The 14,358-nt window shown below is 63.8% G+C and carries 11 protein-coding genes; 7 read left to right on the top strand and 4 right to left on the bottom strand.

Translation table 11 applies throughout. The annotated features are described in order from the left end of the window. The first annotated feature begins 196 nt into the window (after positions 1–196). Positions 197–1,375, top strand: a complete 1,179-nt coding sequence (locus C8J33_RS00460; RefSeq protein ID WP_132662660.1) for an aminotransferase — start codon at positions 197–199, stop codon at positions 1,373–1,375. Between the two features lie 93 nt (positions 1,376–1,468). Here the strand turns inward: C8J33_RS00460 and C8J33_RS26845 are convergent, their stop codons facing one another. Next, positions 1,469–1,624 carry a hypothetical protein gene (locus C8J33_RS26845; RefSeq protein WP_165929696.1) on the bottom strand — a complete coding sequence of 52 codons (156 nt, stop codon included), beginning with the start codon at positions 1,622–1,624 and terminating at the stop codon, positions 1,469–1,471. A gap of 403 nt (positions 1,625–2,027) precedes the next feature. Here C8J33_RS26845 and C8J33_RS00455 point away from each other — a divergent pair, with 403 nt between their 5' ends. After that, positions 2,028–3,959, top strand: coding sequence for a PAS domain-containing sensor histidine kinase (locus C8J33_RS00455; protein ID WP_165929695.1), 1,932 nt, complete (start codon positions 2,028–2,030; stop codon positions 3,957–3,959). A gap of 10 nt (positions 3,960–3,969) precedes the next feature. Here the strand turns inward: C8J33_RS00455 and C8J33_RS00450 are convergent, their stop codons facing one another. Continuing rightward, positions 3,970–4,368, bottom strand: coding sequence for a response regulator (locus C8J33_RS00450; protein ID WP_132662656.1), 399 nt, complete (start codon positions 4,366–4,368; stop codon positions 3,970–3,972). A 223-nt stretch (positions 4,369–4,591) separates the two neighbouring features. On the opposite strand from C8J33_RS00450, the gene C8J33_RS00445 reads away from it, so the two are divergent. Continuing rightward, on the top strand, positions 4,592–5,479 hold the full coding sequence (locus C8J33_RS00445) for an FkbM family methyltransferase (protein ID WP_132662651.1): 888 nt from the start codon (positions 4,592–4,594) through the stop codon (positions 5,477–5,479). On the opposite strand, the gene C8J33_RS00440 is transcribed toward C8J33_RS00445, so the two are convergent. Then, the gene (locus C8J33_RS00440) at positions 5,476–5,958 is read right to left on the bottom strand and encodes a class I SAM-dependent methyltransferase (RefSeq protein ID WP_132662650.1); all 483 of its coding nucleotides are present in this window, start codon (positions 5,956–5,958) and stop codon (positions 5,476–5,478) included. The two genes, C8J33_RS00445 and C8J33_RS00440, sit on opposite strands and share 4 nt — an antisense overlap. A gap of 236 nt (positions 5,959–6,194) precedes the next feature. Between C8J33_RS00440 and C8J33_RS00435 the strand changes: the two genes are divergently transcribed. Continuing rightward, positions 6,195–7,361, top strand: a complete 1,167-nt coding sequence (locus C8J33_RS00435) for a DUF3095 domain-containing protein (protein WP_132662649.1) — start codon at positions 6,195–6,197, stop codon at positions 7,359–7,361. Positions 7,362–7,365: 4 nt separating this feature from the next. Here the strand turns inward: C8J33_RS00435 and C8J33_RS00430 are convergent, their stop codons facing one another. Continuing rightward, on the bottom strand, positions 7,366–8,697 hold the full coding sequence (locus C8J33_RS00430) for a nucleotide sugar dehydrogenase (protein WP_132662648.1): 1,332 nt from the start codon (positions 8,695–8,697) through the stop codon (positions 7,366–7,368). Between the two features lie 257 nt (positions 8,698–8,954). On the opposite strand from C8J33_RS00430, the gene C8J33_RS00425 reads away from it, so the two are divergent. The 3 genes from C8J33_RS00425 to C8J33_RS00415 all read left to right on the top strand — a co-directional run bounded on the left by C8J33_RS00425 (position 8,955) and on the right by C8J33_RS00415 (position 14,355). Continuing rightward, positions 8,955–10,295 carry an adenylate/guanylate cyclase domain-containing protein gene (locus C8J33_RS00425; protein WP_110801827.1) on the top strand — a complete coding sequence of 447 codons (1,341 nt, stop codon included), beginning with the start codon at positions 8,955–8,957 and terminating at the stop codon, positions 10,293–10,295. 206 nt (positions 10,296–10,501) lie between these two features. Beyond that, on the top strand, positions 10,502–12,436 hold the full coding sequence (locus tag C8J33_RS00420; RefSeq protein ID WP_132662647.1) for an ABC transporter ATP-binding protein: 1,935 nt from the start codon (positions 10,502–10,504) through the stop codon (positions 12,434–12,436). After that, a complete protein-coding gene (locus C8J33_RS00415) occupies positions 12,433–14,355 on the top strand; it encodes an ABC transporter substrate-binding protein (RefSeq protein ID WP_132662646.1) in 1,923 nt (640 codons plus the stop codon). The genes C8J33_RS00420 and C8J33_RS00415 overlap by 4 nt, the downstream gene beginning before the upstream one ends. Positions 14,356–14,358: the final 3 nt, after the last annotated feature.

Below are 14,358 nucleotides of genomic sequence, written 5' to 3'. Positions count from 1 at the left end.
CGAAACCGTCGTCGGCTTTTTATCCTGGAACGGCTTCTGGAAATATCCGGGAAATCGTCTTACGTTCGGACGAACCCCTTTCCGGCGCAAATCGGCCACCATTCTCCCTGAACCCTCAAGCTCGCCATCTCTTTCGACGCTGATCCGCGGCGGCCTCCCAACCTCCGGACCAGCGTCACCGCACAGGAACGAACCCATGCCGAAATTCAATCCGCTGGTCGCCCGGCTGTCGCCGCCGCCCGTTCCCTCGGTCGCCGCCTGGGCCAAGAGCTATGACGGAAGCCACGGCCCGTTGCTCGACCTCAGCCAAGCCGTGCCCGGCTACCCGCCGCATCCCGACATGCTGGCATGGCTCGGCGAAGCCGCGGCTTCCAAACAGGCGGCCGGCTATGGGCCGATCGAGGGGGAAATCCCCCTGCGCACCGCCTATGGCAACCACGTCGCCGAACTCTATGGCGCGCCGCTGACGGGCCGCAACGTCCAGATCACCGCCGGCTGCAATCAGGCCTTCGTCGCGACCGTCATCGCGCTTGCCGGTGCCGGCGATACGATCCTGATGACAAACCCCTATTATTTCAACCACGAGACGACGCTGTCGATGCTTGGCATCAATGTCGATATCGTGCCCTGCGATGCCGCAAGCGGCTTCATTCCGGATGTCGATTCGATCGAAGCGTCGCTGCATGCGGGCGTGAAGGCGCTGGCTTTGGTCTCGCCCAACAATCCGACGGGCGCCGTCTACCCTGCCGCCCTACTTGCCGATATCTTCGACCTCTGCCGCCGCAACGACATCTGGCTGATCCTCGACGAGACCTACCGCGACTTCCTGGCCGACACGGCCGAGCCGCCGCACGGCATCTTCTCGATCGAAGGCTGGCAGAACCACTTCGTCAGCCTCTACAGCTTTTCGAAGTCCTATTGCATTCCCGGCCACCGGATCGGCGCCATCACCTGCGGCATGCAGACGGTCCACCAGATCGCCAAGATCATGGACAACCTGCAGATCTGCCCGCCCCGCGCCGGCCAGATCGCACTGGTGAAGGCGATCCCGGCTCTTGCCGACTGGCGTGAGGAGAACCGTCTGGAAATCGGCCGGCGCAGCACTGCCATGCAGGCCGTGATGGCGGGCCTCGACGGATGGAAGCTCGAATCCATCGGCGCCTACTTCGCCTATGTCCGCCACCCCTACCCCGATATCAGCGCCGAATTCGTCGCGGGCAAACTTGCGACGCTTGCCGGCGTTGTCTGCCTTCCCGGCGATTATTTCGGCGAGATCCAGGAAGGTTTTCTGCGCTTTGCCTTTGCGAATGCCGATGTCGAAACCATCGGCCTCCTGCGCCAGCGCCTCGAGAACTTCAAGCTGCCCGGTATCTGACGTCGAAGGATATTTGACGGTGCCAAAACGACAAAACCGGACCGGGGCTTTGCGCCACGATCCGGTTTTGCAATGTTAGAGATGAAAGAGCGCTCAGATCGCTCCGAAGACACAGGCGCCGATGAAGGCGAAGGCCGCAGCCAGCGTCAGCGTGCGCAGCACCGCATGAAAGCTCGGCAGGGCTGCCGTCGATGCGGCATTGGAATATCGGGCGTGGGGACCGTGCAGGACCTGTTTCGACGTTCGCATCATATCCTCCAGAACAAGCGAGCCGCGTTCACATTTCGCAAGGTCGACCGTGATCGGCTCTGCGTCTACATTCGTGGATTTCCACCGATTTCATAGACAATATATTCCACATCACCGATCGTTTTCAGAATTTCCTACTTTTCTCTCGGGGACCATTGCAGCCAAAACGTTAACGCGCGTTCATGGTTCCCGGCCACCCTATCATTTATCCGGCCCGGCAATGGCCGCACCGGGCACGGTGGGCTGAGCACCGTATGGAAGCCCTCACAAAGGCCGAAAATCCCCTCGTCCCGCCGGTCATAGCGTCATGAAAACAGATGACTTTCGGCCGGGCTTACCTATATCTCCCCCTCAGGACACTCCCGGGATGCGAGGAGTGACCGAACCGACTTCGAGATGCCCTATGCAGAGTTCTCTCCCGCCCGAAACCGTCGATACGCCGCCTGTGTCCGGCAAGCGCTGGACGACGGTCGCAACGTCCCGGAGCGAGATCGCGGCGCTTCTGGAAAGCCGGGACTGGAGCCGGACGCCGCTCGGCGCGCGCGAGACTTGGCCGGCATCGTTGACGGGCCTTGTCCGCACCGTCCTGTCGTCGCCGGTCGCCATGACGCTGTTGCTGGGTCCGGACGGCATCATGATCTACAATGCCGGTTATGCCGCCATCGCCGGCGGCCGCCATCCGACATGCTTCGGAATGTCGGCCATCGCGTGCTGGCCCGAGGTCGCCGATTTCAACCGCACCATCATCGATGGCGTGCTTAGTGGCGCGTGCTTTTCCTACGCCGATATGGAAATGACGCTGAACCGCAGCGGCGAGCCTGAACGCGTCTGGTTCGATCTCGACTACAGCCCCGTCTTCGACGATGAGGGCGCCATCAGCGGCGTGCTCGCGGTCGTCGTGGAAACGACGAAGGCGGTGGAGGCCGAGCAGGCGCTCGCGCGCAACCGCGAAAAGCTGTCGCTCGCCCTGCAGGCCTCCGGCGTGGTCGGCATCTGGGACTGGGATGTCGTCGCCGACCGCGTCTATGCCGACGACAGATTCGCGTCCCTCTACGGCGTCGATCCCGAGACGGCGGCGACAAACGGCGTCCCGATCTCCGGCTTCACCGCCGGCATTCACCCCGACGATGCCGAGCGCGTGTCCAATGTGCTGCAAGGCGTCATGAAGACGGGCGAGAAGCTCTCGATCGAATACAGGCTCGTCCAGGCGGACGGGTCCGTGCGCTGGGTGCTGGCCGAGGGGCAGCCGCTGCTCGAAAACGGCACCTGCATCCGCTTTCCCGGCATCGCCGTCGATATCACCGCGCAGAAGGAGGTGGCCGAGGCCTATGCGCAGTCGGAGACCGGGTTCCGGACGCTGGCCGACACCATGCCGCAGATGGTGTGGTCGACGCGGCCCGACGGTTTCCACGATTACTACAATGCGCGCTGGTACGAATTCACCGGCGTTCCCCCGGGATCGACCGACGGCGCCGGCTGGAGCGGCATCTTCCACCCGGAGGATCAGGACCGCGCCTGGGCGCTCTGGCGCCACAGCCTCGAGACGGGAGACCCCTACCAGATCGAATATCGGCTGCGCCATCACAGCGGGCCCTATCGGTGGGTGCTGGGTCGCGCTCTGCCCATCCGCGATGCCGAAGGGCGGATCACGCGCTGGTACGGCACCTGCACCGACATTCACGACGCCAAGATGGCGCAGGCGGAACGCGAGGTCGTCGCGCATGAACTCAGCCACCGGATCAAGAACATCTTCTCCGTGCTGAGCGGCATCATCAGCCTGTCCGCACGTTCCGAGCCGCAGGCCCGGGGTTTTGCCGAACAGTTGCGCAAGCGCATCGACGCCATGGGCCGCGCGCACGATTTCGTGCGTCCGCACAGCGAGGCGTCGCGCCCGACCATGCCGGACACGACCTTGTTCAACCTTCTGGCAAGACTGCTTGAGCCCTATTGGGGCGAAGAGGGAACAGGCGCGATTGGACTGCATGGCGACGACACCGCCATTGCCGACAGCGCCGCCACGCCTCTGGCCCTCCTCCTGCACGAACTCGGCACCAACTCGGCGAAATACGGCGCCCTCTCAACGGCCGATGGCCGGGTCGAGATCACCGGACGCATCGACGGCGAGACCTATCATTTGAGTTGGAAGGAAAAGGTCCAGGGCGTCGTCATCTCCGCGCCGGAGAAGGACGGCTTCGGGTCACGGCTGATGAAGATCAGCGCCGAAGGCCAGTTGGAAGGACAGCTGGAGCGCTTCTGGGAACCGGATGGCTTGCGGATCGAGGCGTCGATACCTTTGAGCGCATTGACCCGCAGTGGTCGTCTTGGACGCCGATAATCGCCTTATCTCAGGCAAAAACGCGGAGACGAGCCGGCGCGTGGGCCTGCCGCGCTTCGCGCAGCGCAACCGTATAGCGCACGGCCGCTTTCAGGTCCTCCTCCGCCACAGGCTTCGGCAGCACGCCGACGGCACCCGGAAACGCTTCGCCGACCTGCAAAGGATTGGCGGTCATGAAGAGAACAGTCATGCCGTGACGCTCGGCAAGCATGCGGCCAATATCGCGGCCCGTGGCGCCATCGCGCAGGTTGAGATCAACGAGGGCGATATCGGCGAGCGGGCCGAGCTTGATCGCCGAGGCCGTATCAGCAGCGATGCCGACAGGCCGGTAACCCAGTTCTTCAACGACATACTCGATCTCGGTCGCAACGAAAATCTCGTCCTCGACCACCATGATATTACAACTCATATTGACATGCCCACTTCACCGAAAGTGCCTCGTCGCTCCCGTGTATGGATCCGAACAGACGGCTCCATTTGCCCCCAGGAAGAAGACGGCGACGCTCATGAATGCGGCACGACGTCAAAAGTTCCGTATCATTTCGCCCGAAGAAACTCTTCCAGACGCTCTTTTTTTCAGCCCACGCCTGTGGTGTAACCCGCGCAACGCGATCGACCGGGAAAGGTGGCGCATGCCCCTCAGTGACGACATGCCGGTTTTGAAACGATGGAAGCGTCGTGTCCGCAAGCTGCGCAACAGGCTTGCCCGCCGCGCCTTTGCCACCCGCTACGGGCGGGAACTGCTGATCCAGTGCATCAGCCCCCGCGTGCTCTCGATGACAGCCGAATGCGGCGACCACGTCATGACGTTCTCGCCGCATGACTATATCGGTCGCAAGATCTACCGGAAGGGCCAGTTCGAGCGCGATCACGTCGTACGCCTGCTCGCCGTCCTGCGGGAGCGGAATATCGACCTCTCGGGCGCTTTGCTGGAGGTCGGCGGCAATATCGGCACGCAGACGCTCTATTTCGCCCTCGGCAGCGATATTCCGCGCATCGTGACGGTGGAGGCCGATCCGCGCAACTACGCCCTGCTCAACCAGAACATCCGCCAGAACGGGCTGGAAGACCGGATCACCGCCATCCCCTGCGCGGCCGGCGAGACCGCGGGCACGATCGATTTCTTCCAGCATCCCGACAATCACGGCAAGAGCAGCGCGACGCGGCAGAGCCCGCGCGACCGTCAGATCAGCGTGCCGGTGCGCCCCGTGATGGAGATCCTCGCGGACGCGGACATCCCAGCCGACGGCGTGTCGCTGATCTTCATGGATATCGAGGGCTACGAGCCGGTCGCCGCCCGCTCGATGATCCCGCTTCTCGAACGCCAGACGCCGTTCTATCTCGAATTCTCGCCGGTCTTCTACGGCCGCGATCAGGCCCGCGTTTTCGCAGAGTGGCTTGCCACCTTCTATTCCCGCTGCATCGTCTTCACCGAGAACGAGATGACCGAAATGGCGCTCGCCGATATCCCGCTCGACGCGGACCAGTTCGATCTGCTGCTGCTGCCCGACGCGCTTTAGCGGCGGCGGTAGAGATAATAGCGCTTGCGGTCGATCCCCTCCGGCACCGGCAGGGGCGCGAGGTCGGCATGGTCCAGCGGCAGGCCGCTGGCGACGATGCCGCCGGAGGCCAGCGCATCGGCAAGCGCTGGCGGCAGCCAGCGTTTCGTTTCCGCATCCACCTCGGGATAGGCCGTGCCGATATCGGCATGGGCGAACGCCACCCCCATGCCGGCCACGCTCTTCAGCGTCTCCGAGATTTCGCCAAGCACGAGGTCGCCCTCATCCGGCGTCGATTTGGGATGCGACCCCACCGCCCGATCGAAGGCGATGATACGACGGCCGGGGAAGATCTCGCGGATATGATCGTAGGTACGGCCGTTTCCAAGCCCGATTTCGAGCACCGCGCCTTCGCCCGGAAGCGCCATGTCATCCCGAATGTGGTTGAGGATGGAGCGCTGCGCCTGCAGGCGGGCGATGAAGCTGTCGAGACGACTCATGAAGGCGCTTCCCGTTGCCGAGGCAATTCCAGCAAAAATACGCAGCGGTTTGCGGACGGAATTGCGTGAAACCAAAGAGATGGAGCGTTTTCGCGATTCGGGGAAATGCGGAAACGCTCGAATGAGCCCCTCTATAGGGTGCCCGCCACCCAACAGGCAACATCGCCGCGCGCTGCACGCAAAAGTCATCCGGCGCGGCCCTGTCGGACGGAGACGGCTGTGCTACCTTAAATCGCATGGCACAGATGCAGAGCGACCAGTTCTTTTCCGCACTCCCCGTCTTCACGGCGTTCGAGCGCGTGGCGGATGCGGAGAACTACCGCCCGCTGCCCATCGACTGGTGGATCGCCAGCGCCGATATCGTCGATTCCACCGGCGCCATCGAGACCGGTCGGTACAAGGCCGTAAACATGGCCGGCGCCAGCGTCATCTCGGCGGTGCTCAACGCGGTCGGCCATTTCGACCTTCCCTTCGTCTTCGGCGGCGACGGCGCGCTCGTGGCGCTTCCCCCCTCGGCCCTCGTCGCGGCCACATCGGCGCTGGCTGCCGTGCAGCTTTACGCCCGCGAAGAACTCGATCTCGACCTGCGGGCCGCCCTCGTCCCGGTCTCCGACATCCGCAAAGCCGGGCTCGATGTGCGCGTGGCACGCTTCCAGGTCAGCCCGGACGTCTCCTACGCGATGTTTGCCGGCGGCGGCGGCGCATGGGCGGAGACGGAGATGAAGGCCGGACGCTATCTCGTCGCGCCCGCGCCCGCAGGTGCCCGCCCCGACCTCACCGGCCTTTCATGTCGCTGGAACCCCATCGCATCCCGTCATGGCGCCATCGTCTCGATCATCGCGGTGCCCTGCCCCGGCAAGGAGGCAGGGCCGTTTTCGGCGCTGGTTTCCGATATCGTCTCGCTGGCCTCGGGCGAGGAACGCGAGGGCCATCCGGTCCCGGCGGAAGGCCCGACGCTCGGCCTCTCCCGCGAGGGCCTGGAGACGGAAGTGCGCACGGTCGGAAAACCCGGCCGCCTGCGTCAGCGCGGCCGCATCCTCATAGAGGCGGCACTGACCTACGGCTTGGCAAAACTTGGAATGACGCTCGGCCGCTTCGATCCGAAGATCTATCGTCAGGATGTCGCCAGCAATTCGGACTTCCGCAAGTTCGACGATGGCTTGAAGATGACCATCGACATCGAGGCGGGGCGCCTCGTCAGCCTGGAAGCACGGCTGGAACGCGCGGCGTCCGAAGGCGTCTGCCGCTACGGCCTCCACCGGCAGGACGAGGCTCTGATGACCTGCATCGTGCCGACCGCGCTCAGCCGCGACCACATGCACTTCATCGACGGCGCCAATGGCGGCTATGCCATGGCGGCCAGCCACCTGAAGGCACCCATGCAAGCCGCACCCGCGGCCTGACGCCTCAAGCCTTCACGATCAATCCACCTTGAATGCCGCGGCGGGCAAAGACGTTTCGCGTGTCGATGACCAGCGGCGCCTGCTGCGCGATCAGCGCATAATCGACATCGTCGTGATCGGTGGCGACCAGCACGGCATCGAAACCGGCAAGTTCGCTCAGCGGCACAGAGCGCCGACCTTTCAACGACAGGTATTCGCGCGTCCTCGGGATCTCGTCCACATGCGGATCATGGAAGGATGCGCTGCCGCCGCGCTCCTCGATCAGCTCGATCAGTTTCAACGACGGGCTCTCGCGGATATCCGGCACGTTCTTCTTGTAGGCGAGCCCGATGATCAGCACGCGCGACCGGCTGAGGGCTTTACCCAGGTGAATATCGAGCGCTTCCGCAAGCCGCCCGACGATATGTTTCGGCATGGCCGAATTGATCTCGCCCGCAAGCTCGATGAAGCGGGTCGGCATGTCGTATTCGCGGGATTTCCAGGTGAGATAGAACGGATCGATCGGGATGCAGTGCCCGCCGAGACCGGGACCGGGATAGAACGGCATATAGCCGAAAGGCTTGGTCTTCGCCGCGTCGATCACCTCCCAGATATCGATGCCCATGGCCTCGAACACGGTCTTCAATTCGTTGACCAGCGCGATATTGACCGCCCGAAAAATGTTCTCCGTCAGCTTCACAGCCTCGGCCGTCGCCGTCGTGGAGACGGGCACGACGCGCTCGACCACGGCCGAATAGAACGCCTCCATCGCCTGCGCTGCCGCATCACCGTCACCGGCGACGATCTTCGGAATGCTGGTGGTGGAGAAATCGCGGTTGCCGGGGTCCTCGCGTTCCGGCGAGAAGCCGAGGAAGACCTCCCCCCCGATATCGAGCCCGGTGGCAGCCAGGATCGGCCGCACGACATCCGTCGTCGTGCCGGGATAGGTGGTGGATTCCAGCACCACGAGCTGCCCCGGCCGCAGCCGGAGGGCGATCTCCTGGCAGGTCTTCACGATATAGGTGAGGTCGGGATCGCGATGCCGCGTCAGCGGTGTCGGCACGCAGATGACGATGACGTCGCAGACGGCAAGGCCATCGAAATCGACCGTTGCGGAAAACCGTCCGGCATCCCGCTCTGCTGCGAGAACGTCGTCGCCGACCGCCTCGATATAGGACCGGCCTGCCTCGATCGCGACGATCTTGCCGGGGTCGATATCGAAGCCGGTGACGGTGAAACCCTTGCGCGCGATGGCGATGGCGAGCGGCAGTCCGACATAGCCAAGGCCGATGACGCCGGCATGCGCCGTGCGATCGGCGATCCGCGACAGAAGAACCGCGTGGGGAGACGTGCTCATCGGTAACCTTGCCTGTTGGGCGCGCCTCGCACGCCGGAGCCATGGCAGATGCGGACTTGGCCTGCCGCTGTCAAGGCCAGGATATCGGGGCCGGGCCATCATGCGAATTCCCTCGCAGCAGCCATCGCCAACTTTTCGTCGCCGCCGTTCTGGTTTCCGCCATACCGCGTCATTATATCGTGAAGACGATCGCGTCATGCCGGGGGGTTAATATCGGCCTGAGGTGATCGTTCGCAGCAAACAGCGGGAAGATCGACATGACCCAGATGCAGCAGGTTTCCACCCATCTGCTCGATCGCGTGTCCCTATGGCTCAAGCAGACGGCGCTGAACGGCGCCTCGCTCGAAATGCTGGTGACGGGCTTCTGCGAACGGCTGGCCGCCGCCGGCGTGCCGCTGTCGCGCGTGCATCTCAGCTTCGCCATGCTCCATCCACTTTACGATGCGCTCGGCTTCACCTGGCAGCGCGGCAAGGGCGTCACCGTCGAGGGCTTCCGCGCCGGTCAGAGCGAGACGGATGCGGAGCGCTTCCTGCGCAGCCCCTATTACTACCTCTATTCCCACGACCTCGATCATCTGCGCCGCCGCATCACGCCGGAGTCGCCGATCGAATTTCCGATCTTCGAGGAACTGAAGCGCGACGGCGCGACCGATTACTTCGCCTTCGTGCAGTCCTTCAGCGAAAGCCACGGACAGGGCATGGTCGGCTCCTGGACGACGGACGCGCCGGAAGGTTTCTCCGACCAGCTGATCGAAGCCATGCTGCGGCTCCAGAGCAGCCTGGCCGTTGCCGCCAAGATGGCCGTGCTCGGTAAGCTCGCCGACAACATGCTCACCACCTATCTCGGCGAAAACGCCGGCAAGCGCGTGCTGTCCGGCCAGATCCGGCGAGGCGACGGTGAAACCATCCGTGCCGTGCTCGTCATGGCCGACATGCGCCAATCGACCGTCCTTGCCGAACGCGAAGGCCGTCAGGCCTATATCGACACCCTCAACCAGTTCTTCGACGCCATCGCCACGCCGTTCAACCGCGGCGGTGGCGAGATCCTCAGCTTCCTCGGCGATGGCTTCCTCGCGGTCTATCCTTGCGGGCGCCACCGCGAACCGTCGCAGGCCGCGGCCCTTGCCGCCATGGAGGCCGTGCGCCAGGCCACGGCGCGCATGGCCGAGATGAACAGCGAACGGCGGGAAAACGGGCTGAGCGAGGTCGGCTACGGCATCGGCCTGCATATCGGCAACGTCATGTTCGGCAATGTCGGCCTGCGCGACCGCCTCACCTTCTCCACCTTCGGCACCGCCGTCAACGAGGTCTCCCGCCTGCAGGGGCTGACCAAGAAGCATTCCACCCACATCGTCGCCAGCCAGGCCTTCACCGCCTATGCCGGCGGCGAGTGGGAGACGCTTGGCGAGGAAAAGCTGCGCGGCGTGAGGCAGAAACTGACGGTGCTGGTGCCGAGCGAAAAGCTCCTGAAGATCGATCAGGCGGAGGCCATTCGCCACCGGACGCAGGAAAGCAGCTCCGAGGCGGAGCAGGTCATGCTGCTTTACCGCAACCGCAACACGCCCCAACGGGACATCTGGAACAAACTGCTGCAATAGAAATTATTTAGCCGCGGGGCATCATTTCAAAAAAACGATACATGACGACGCTAGACCCGCAGCCGACGCCGGGAAGGCGTGACCGTGCGGTTTACATTGCGGTCATGGACAGGCCGAAATGCCTGCGATAGTCTTCCCATAAGGTATTGGCGCAAAGCCAGCCACCATCCGCACCGGATGGAGAGAATAAGTGGGGAATGGCAGGCATGACATCAGGCGGAGACCTGCTGCGGATCGAGGACCTGAGCGTTTCTTTCGCCATGTTCGGCGGCCAGATCGACGCGGTTCGAAAGGCCAGCCTCCGGGTCCTGCCGGGCAAGGTCACGGCGCTCGTGGGCGAGTCCGGGTCCGGAAAATCCGTGATCAGCCAGGCCATCATGGGCATCCTGCCGAAATCGGCGAGGATCGGCGGCAAGATCCTCTTCAAGGATGAGACGGCACCCGGCGGTGTCATCGATCTTGCAGCGCTCGCGCCCGAGGGTGCCGATATGCGCGCCTTTCGCGGCAACCGCATCGGCATGATCTTCCAGGAGCCGATGACCTCGCTGTCGCCACTCCACACGATCGGCGACCAGATCAGCGAAAGCCTGCGCATCCACCGCAACGTCGACAAGCCGGGACAGCGGGAACAGACCGAAGAGATGCTGCGTCTCGTCGGGTTCCCCGACCCCAAGCGTGCCTTCGGCATGTATCCGTTCGAGCTTTCCGGCGGCATGCGACAGCGCGCGATGATTGCCATGGCGCTGATCTGCAAGCCGTCGCTTCTCATTGCCGACGAGCCGACGACGGCCCTCGACGTGACCATCCAGGCGCAGATCCTGCAATTGCTCAAGGACCTGCAATCGACCTTCAACATGGCCGTGCTGCTCATCACCCACGATCTCGGAATCGTCGCCAACATGGCCGACGAGGTCGTGGTGATCTATCACGGCGAAATCATGGAGGCGGGTTCGGTTGAGGATATCTTCCGCAATCCGTCCCACCCCTATCTCAAGGGGCTGATGGCAGCCGTGCCGCATTTCGACATGAAGCCCGGCGAGCGCCTGAAGGCGCTGCGCGAGGTACCCGTCAACGTCGAGAGCCTGATCGTGCGGCGCAAAGGCGAACGTGCGCCTGCGCGACCGCTGCCCCGCGTCGAGGACACGCTTCCGGCACCGGGCGAGGATGTGCTGCTCTCCGTGCGCCATGTCGGCAAGACGTTTTCCAGCCGCAAGTCCGGCTGGTGGAAGAAGGGGGAGGCCCACCAGTATCGTGCGGTAGACGACGTGAGCTTCGACATACGTCGCGGCGAATGTCTGGGGCTTGTGGGCGAAAGCGGCTGCGGCAAGACGACGCTCAGCAAGATCCTGATGCGGGCGCTCTCTCCCGACACCGGCTCGATCATGCTGAACTCGGCCGATGGCCCGATCGACATCCGCGAGGCCCATGGCAAGTCGCTGGCCAAACTGCGCACCCGCATGCAGATGATATTCCAGGATCCCGTCTCATCGCTCTCGCCGCGCATGACGGTGCAGAACATCCTCAGCGAACCGCTCGAGATCCACCGCCGCGGCGATCCGAAGAGCCGGCAGCAGACGGTGAAGGCGCTGCTGAAGGCCATCGGCCTCAATGAGCGGCACATGAACCGCTATCCCCACAGCTTCTCCGGCGGGCAGCGCCAGCGCATTGGCATTGCCCGCGCTCTAGCACTCGGCCCCGAACTGCTGATCTGCGACGAGCCGGTCTCCGCACTCGACGTGTCCGTGCAGGCGCAGATCCTCAACCTCCTGAAGGACCTGCAGGCGGAACTCGGCCTGACCTATCTCTTTATCTCGCACAATCTCGCCGTCGTCGATTACATGGCCGACCGCATCGCCGTCATGTGCGCCGGGCGGATCGTCGAGCTTGCACCGCGCGAACAGCTGATGCGCGCGCCGGTGCACCCCTACACCAAGGCGCTGCTGGCCGCCGTGCCCTTCCCGGATCTTGACCGGCCGCTCGACTTCGTCGCGCTCAATGCCGGCGGGGCCTCCGACAAGAAGCGCTGGAACGCCGCCTTCCGGCCGGGCGAAAGCGATGCCGGCCTTGCGCCCGCCGATCTCGGCAATGGTCACTGGGTGCTGGCGAGCCGGAATGCCGACGTGAAGGAGCTCCAGCCGTGATCAAGCGCCGCACCACCCTCGGCCTCCTCGCCTCCGCCATCGCCCTGCCCCGGCTTATGCTTCCGCGCGACGCCATGGCCGCGGGGACAGAGCCCGAAATCCTTCTCGAAAAGATCACTGCCGGAACCCTGCCGCCGATGATCGAGCGCGTGCCGAAGACGCCGCGCATCGTCAACCTTGCCGCTATGGGCCGCACGCCCGGCAGCTATGGCGGTTCCATCCGCATCCTCATCGGCAGCCAAAAGGACATCCGCGCGATGTTCATCAACGGCTATGCCCGCTTGGTCGGCTACGACGAGAAGCTGAGTTTCCAGCCGGATATTCTGGAGGCCTGCGAGGTCGAGGGCGAGAAGGTCTTCACCTTCCGCATTCGCGAAGGCCATCGCTGGTCGGACGGAAGCCCGCTCACGTCGGAAGACTTCCGGTATACCTGGGAAGACGTGGTCCTGAACGAGGACCTGCGCAAGGGCGGCGTGCAGCAGGAGCTTCTGGCGGACGGCAAGCCGCCGCGTTTCGAGGTTCTCGACGCGCGCACCGTGCGCTACAGCTGGGATGCGCCCAACCCCGATTTCCTGCCGAACCTGGCGGCGGCACTGCCGCTGATCCTGCTGTTGCCCGCCGCCTACATGAAGCAGTTCCACAAGACTTACCAGACCGAGGAACAGCTCAAGACATTCATGAAGAAGTACCGGGTCAAGAAGTGGGTGGACCTGCACATCAAGATGTCGCGCCAGAACCGGCCCGACAATCCGGACCTGCCGACGCTCGACCCATGGCAGAACACGACGGCCTCGCCGGCCGAACAGTTCATCTTCGACCGGAACCCCTTCTTCCACCGCGTCGACGAAAACGGAATTCAGCTTCCCTACATCGACCGCGTCGTCCTCAACGTCTCCACACCGGGCATCATCGCCGCAAAGACCGGTGGCGGCGAAGCCGACCTGCAGGCACAGAACATCGACTTTACCGACTACGCCTTCATCAAGGATTCCGAAAAGCGGTATCCGGTGAAGGTGAAGCTGTGGAAGCGCACGCAAGGATCGCGCGTCGCGCTGCTGCCGAACCTCAATTACGGCGATCCTGTCTGGCAGGGCCTCCTGCGCGACGTCCGCGTCCGCCGCGCTCTTTCGCTCGCCATAGACCGGCGCGAGATCAACATGGTTGCCTTCTACGGCCTCGGCAAGGAAAGCGCCGATACCGTGCTGCCGGAGAGCCCGCTCTACAAGCCGGAATATGCCGCCGCCTGGTCGCAGCACGACACCGAGCAGGCCAACCGCCTGCTGGACGAGGCGGGCCTGACCGGCCGCAACGAGGACGGCATGCGCCTTCTGCCAGATGGCCGTCTCGCGCAGATCGTGGTGGAAACCGCCGGCGAGAGCACGCTGGAAACCGACGTCCTCGAACTCGTCACCGATCACTGGGCGAAGATCGGCATCCCGCTCTTCATCAAGACCTCCCAGCGCGAGGTCTTCCGAAACCGCACCATGGGCGGCGAGATCATGATGTCCATGTGGCTCGGACTCTCCAATGGCGTGCCCACGGCCGACATGAGCCCGAACTCGCTGGCCCCGAGCACCGACGACCAGCTGCAATGGCCGGTCTGGGGCATGCATTACCTGTCGCTCGGCCAGTTCGGTCATGCACCGGAGCTTCCCGAGGCCCAGAAGCTGGTGGACCTGCTGAAGGAATGGCGTCGTACAGCCGACAATGCGGGCCGCACGCGGATCTGGCACGAGATGCTGTCGATCTATACTGATCAGGTCTATTCCATCGGCATGGTCAACGCCACGCTCCAGCCGATCCTTCATACGTCGCGCATGCAGAACGTTCCGGAACACGGCCTCTACGGCTTCGATCCGACCTGCTTCTTCGGGGTCTACATGCCGGATACGTTCTGGCTCGGCGACAAGGTGAGCTGATCG

It is taken from the genome of Rhizobium sp. PP-CC-3G-465 (assembly GCF_004343445.1).
GTDB classification, from domain to species: domain Bacteria; phylum Pseudomonadota; class Alphaproteobacteria; order Rhizobiales; family Rhizobiaceae; genus Ferranicluibacter; species Ferranicluibacter rubi.
This window is presented reverse-complemented; position numbering and strand designations above follow the sequence as displayed.

Excerpts from the sequence above, each read along its gene's own strand:
- C8J33_RS00460 (WP_132662660.1), top strand. The coding sequence starts at position 197 with ATGCCGAAATTCAATCCGCTGGTCGCCCGGCTGTCGCCGCCGCCCGTT.
- C8J33_RS26845 (WP_165929696.1), bottom strand. The coding sequence starts at position 1,624 with ATGCGAACGTCGAAACAGGTCCTGCACGGTCCCCACGCCCGATATTCC.
- C8J33_RS00455 (WP_165929695.1), top strand. The coding sequence starts at position 2,028 with ATGCAGAGTTCTCTCCCGCCCGAAACCGTCGATACGCCGCCTGTGTCC.
- C8J33_RS00450 (WP_132662656.1), bottom strand. The coding sequence starts at position 4,368 with ATGAGTTGTAATATCATGGTGGTCGAGGACGAGATTTTCGTTGCGACC.
- C8J33_RS00445 (WP_132662651.1), top strand. The coding sequence starts at position 4,592 with ATGCCCCTCAGTGACGACATGCCGGTTTTGAAACGATGGAAGCGTCGT.
- C8J33_RS00440 (WP_132662650.1), bottom strand. The coding sequence starts at position 5,958 with ATGAGTCGTCTCGACAGCTTCATCGCCCGCCTGCAGGCGCAGCGCTCC.
- C8J33_RS00435 (WP_132662649.1), top strand. The coding sequence starts at position 6,195 with ATGGCACAGATGCAGAGCGACCAGTTCTTTTCCGCACTCCCCGTCTTC.
- C8J33_RS00430 (WP_132662648.1), bottom strand. The coding sequence starts at position 8,697 with ATGAGCACGTCTCCCCACGCGGTTCTTCTGTCGCGGATCGCCGATCGC.
- C8J33_RS00425 (WP_110801827.1), top strand. The coding sequence starts at position 8,955 with ATGACCCAGATGCAGCAGGTTTCCACCCATCTGCTCGATCGCGTGTCC.
- C8J33_RS00420 (WP_132662647.1), top strand. The coding sequence starts at position 10,502 with ATGACATCAGGCGGAGACCTGCTGCGGATCGAGGACCTGAGCGTTTCT.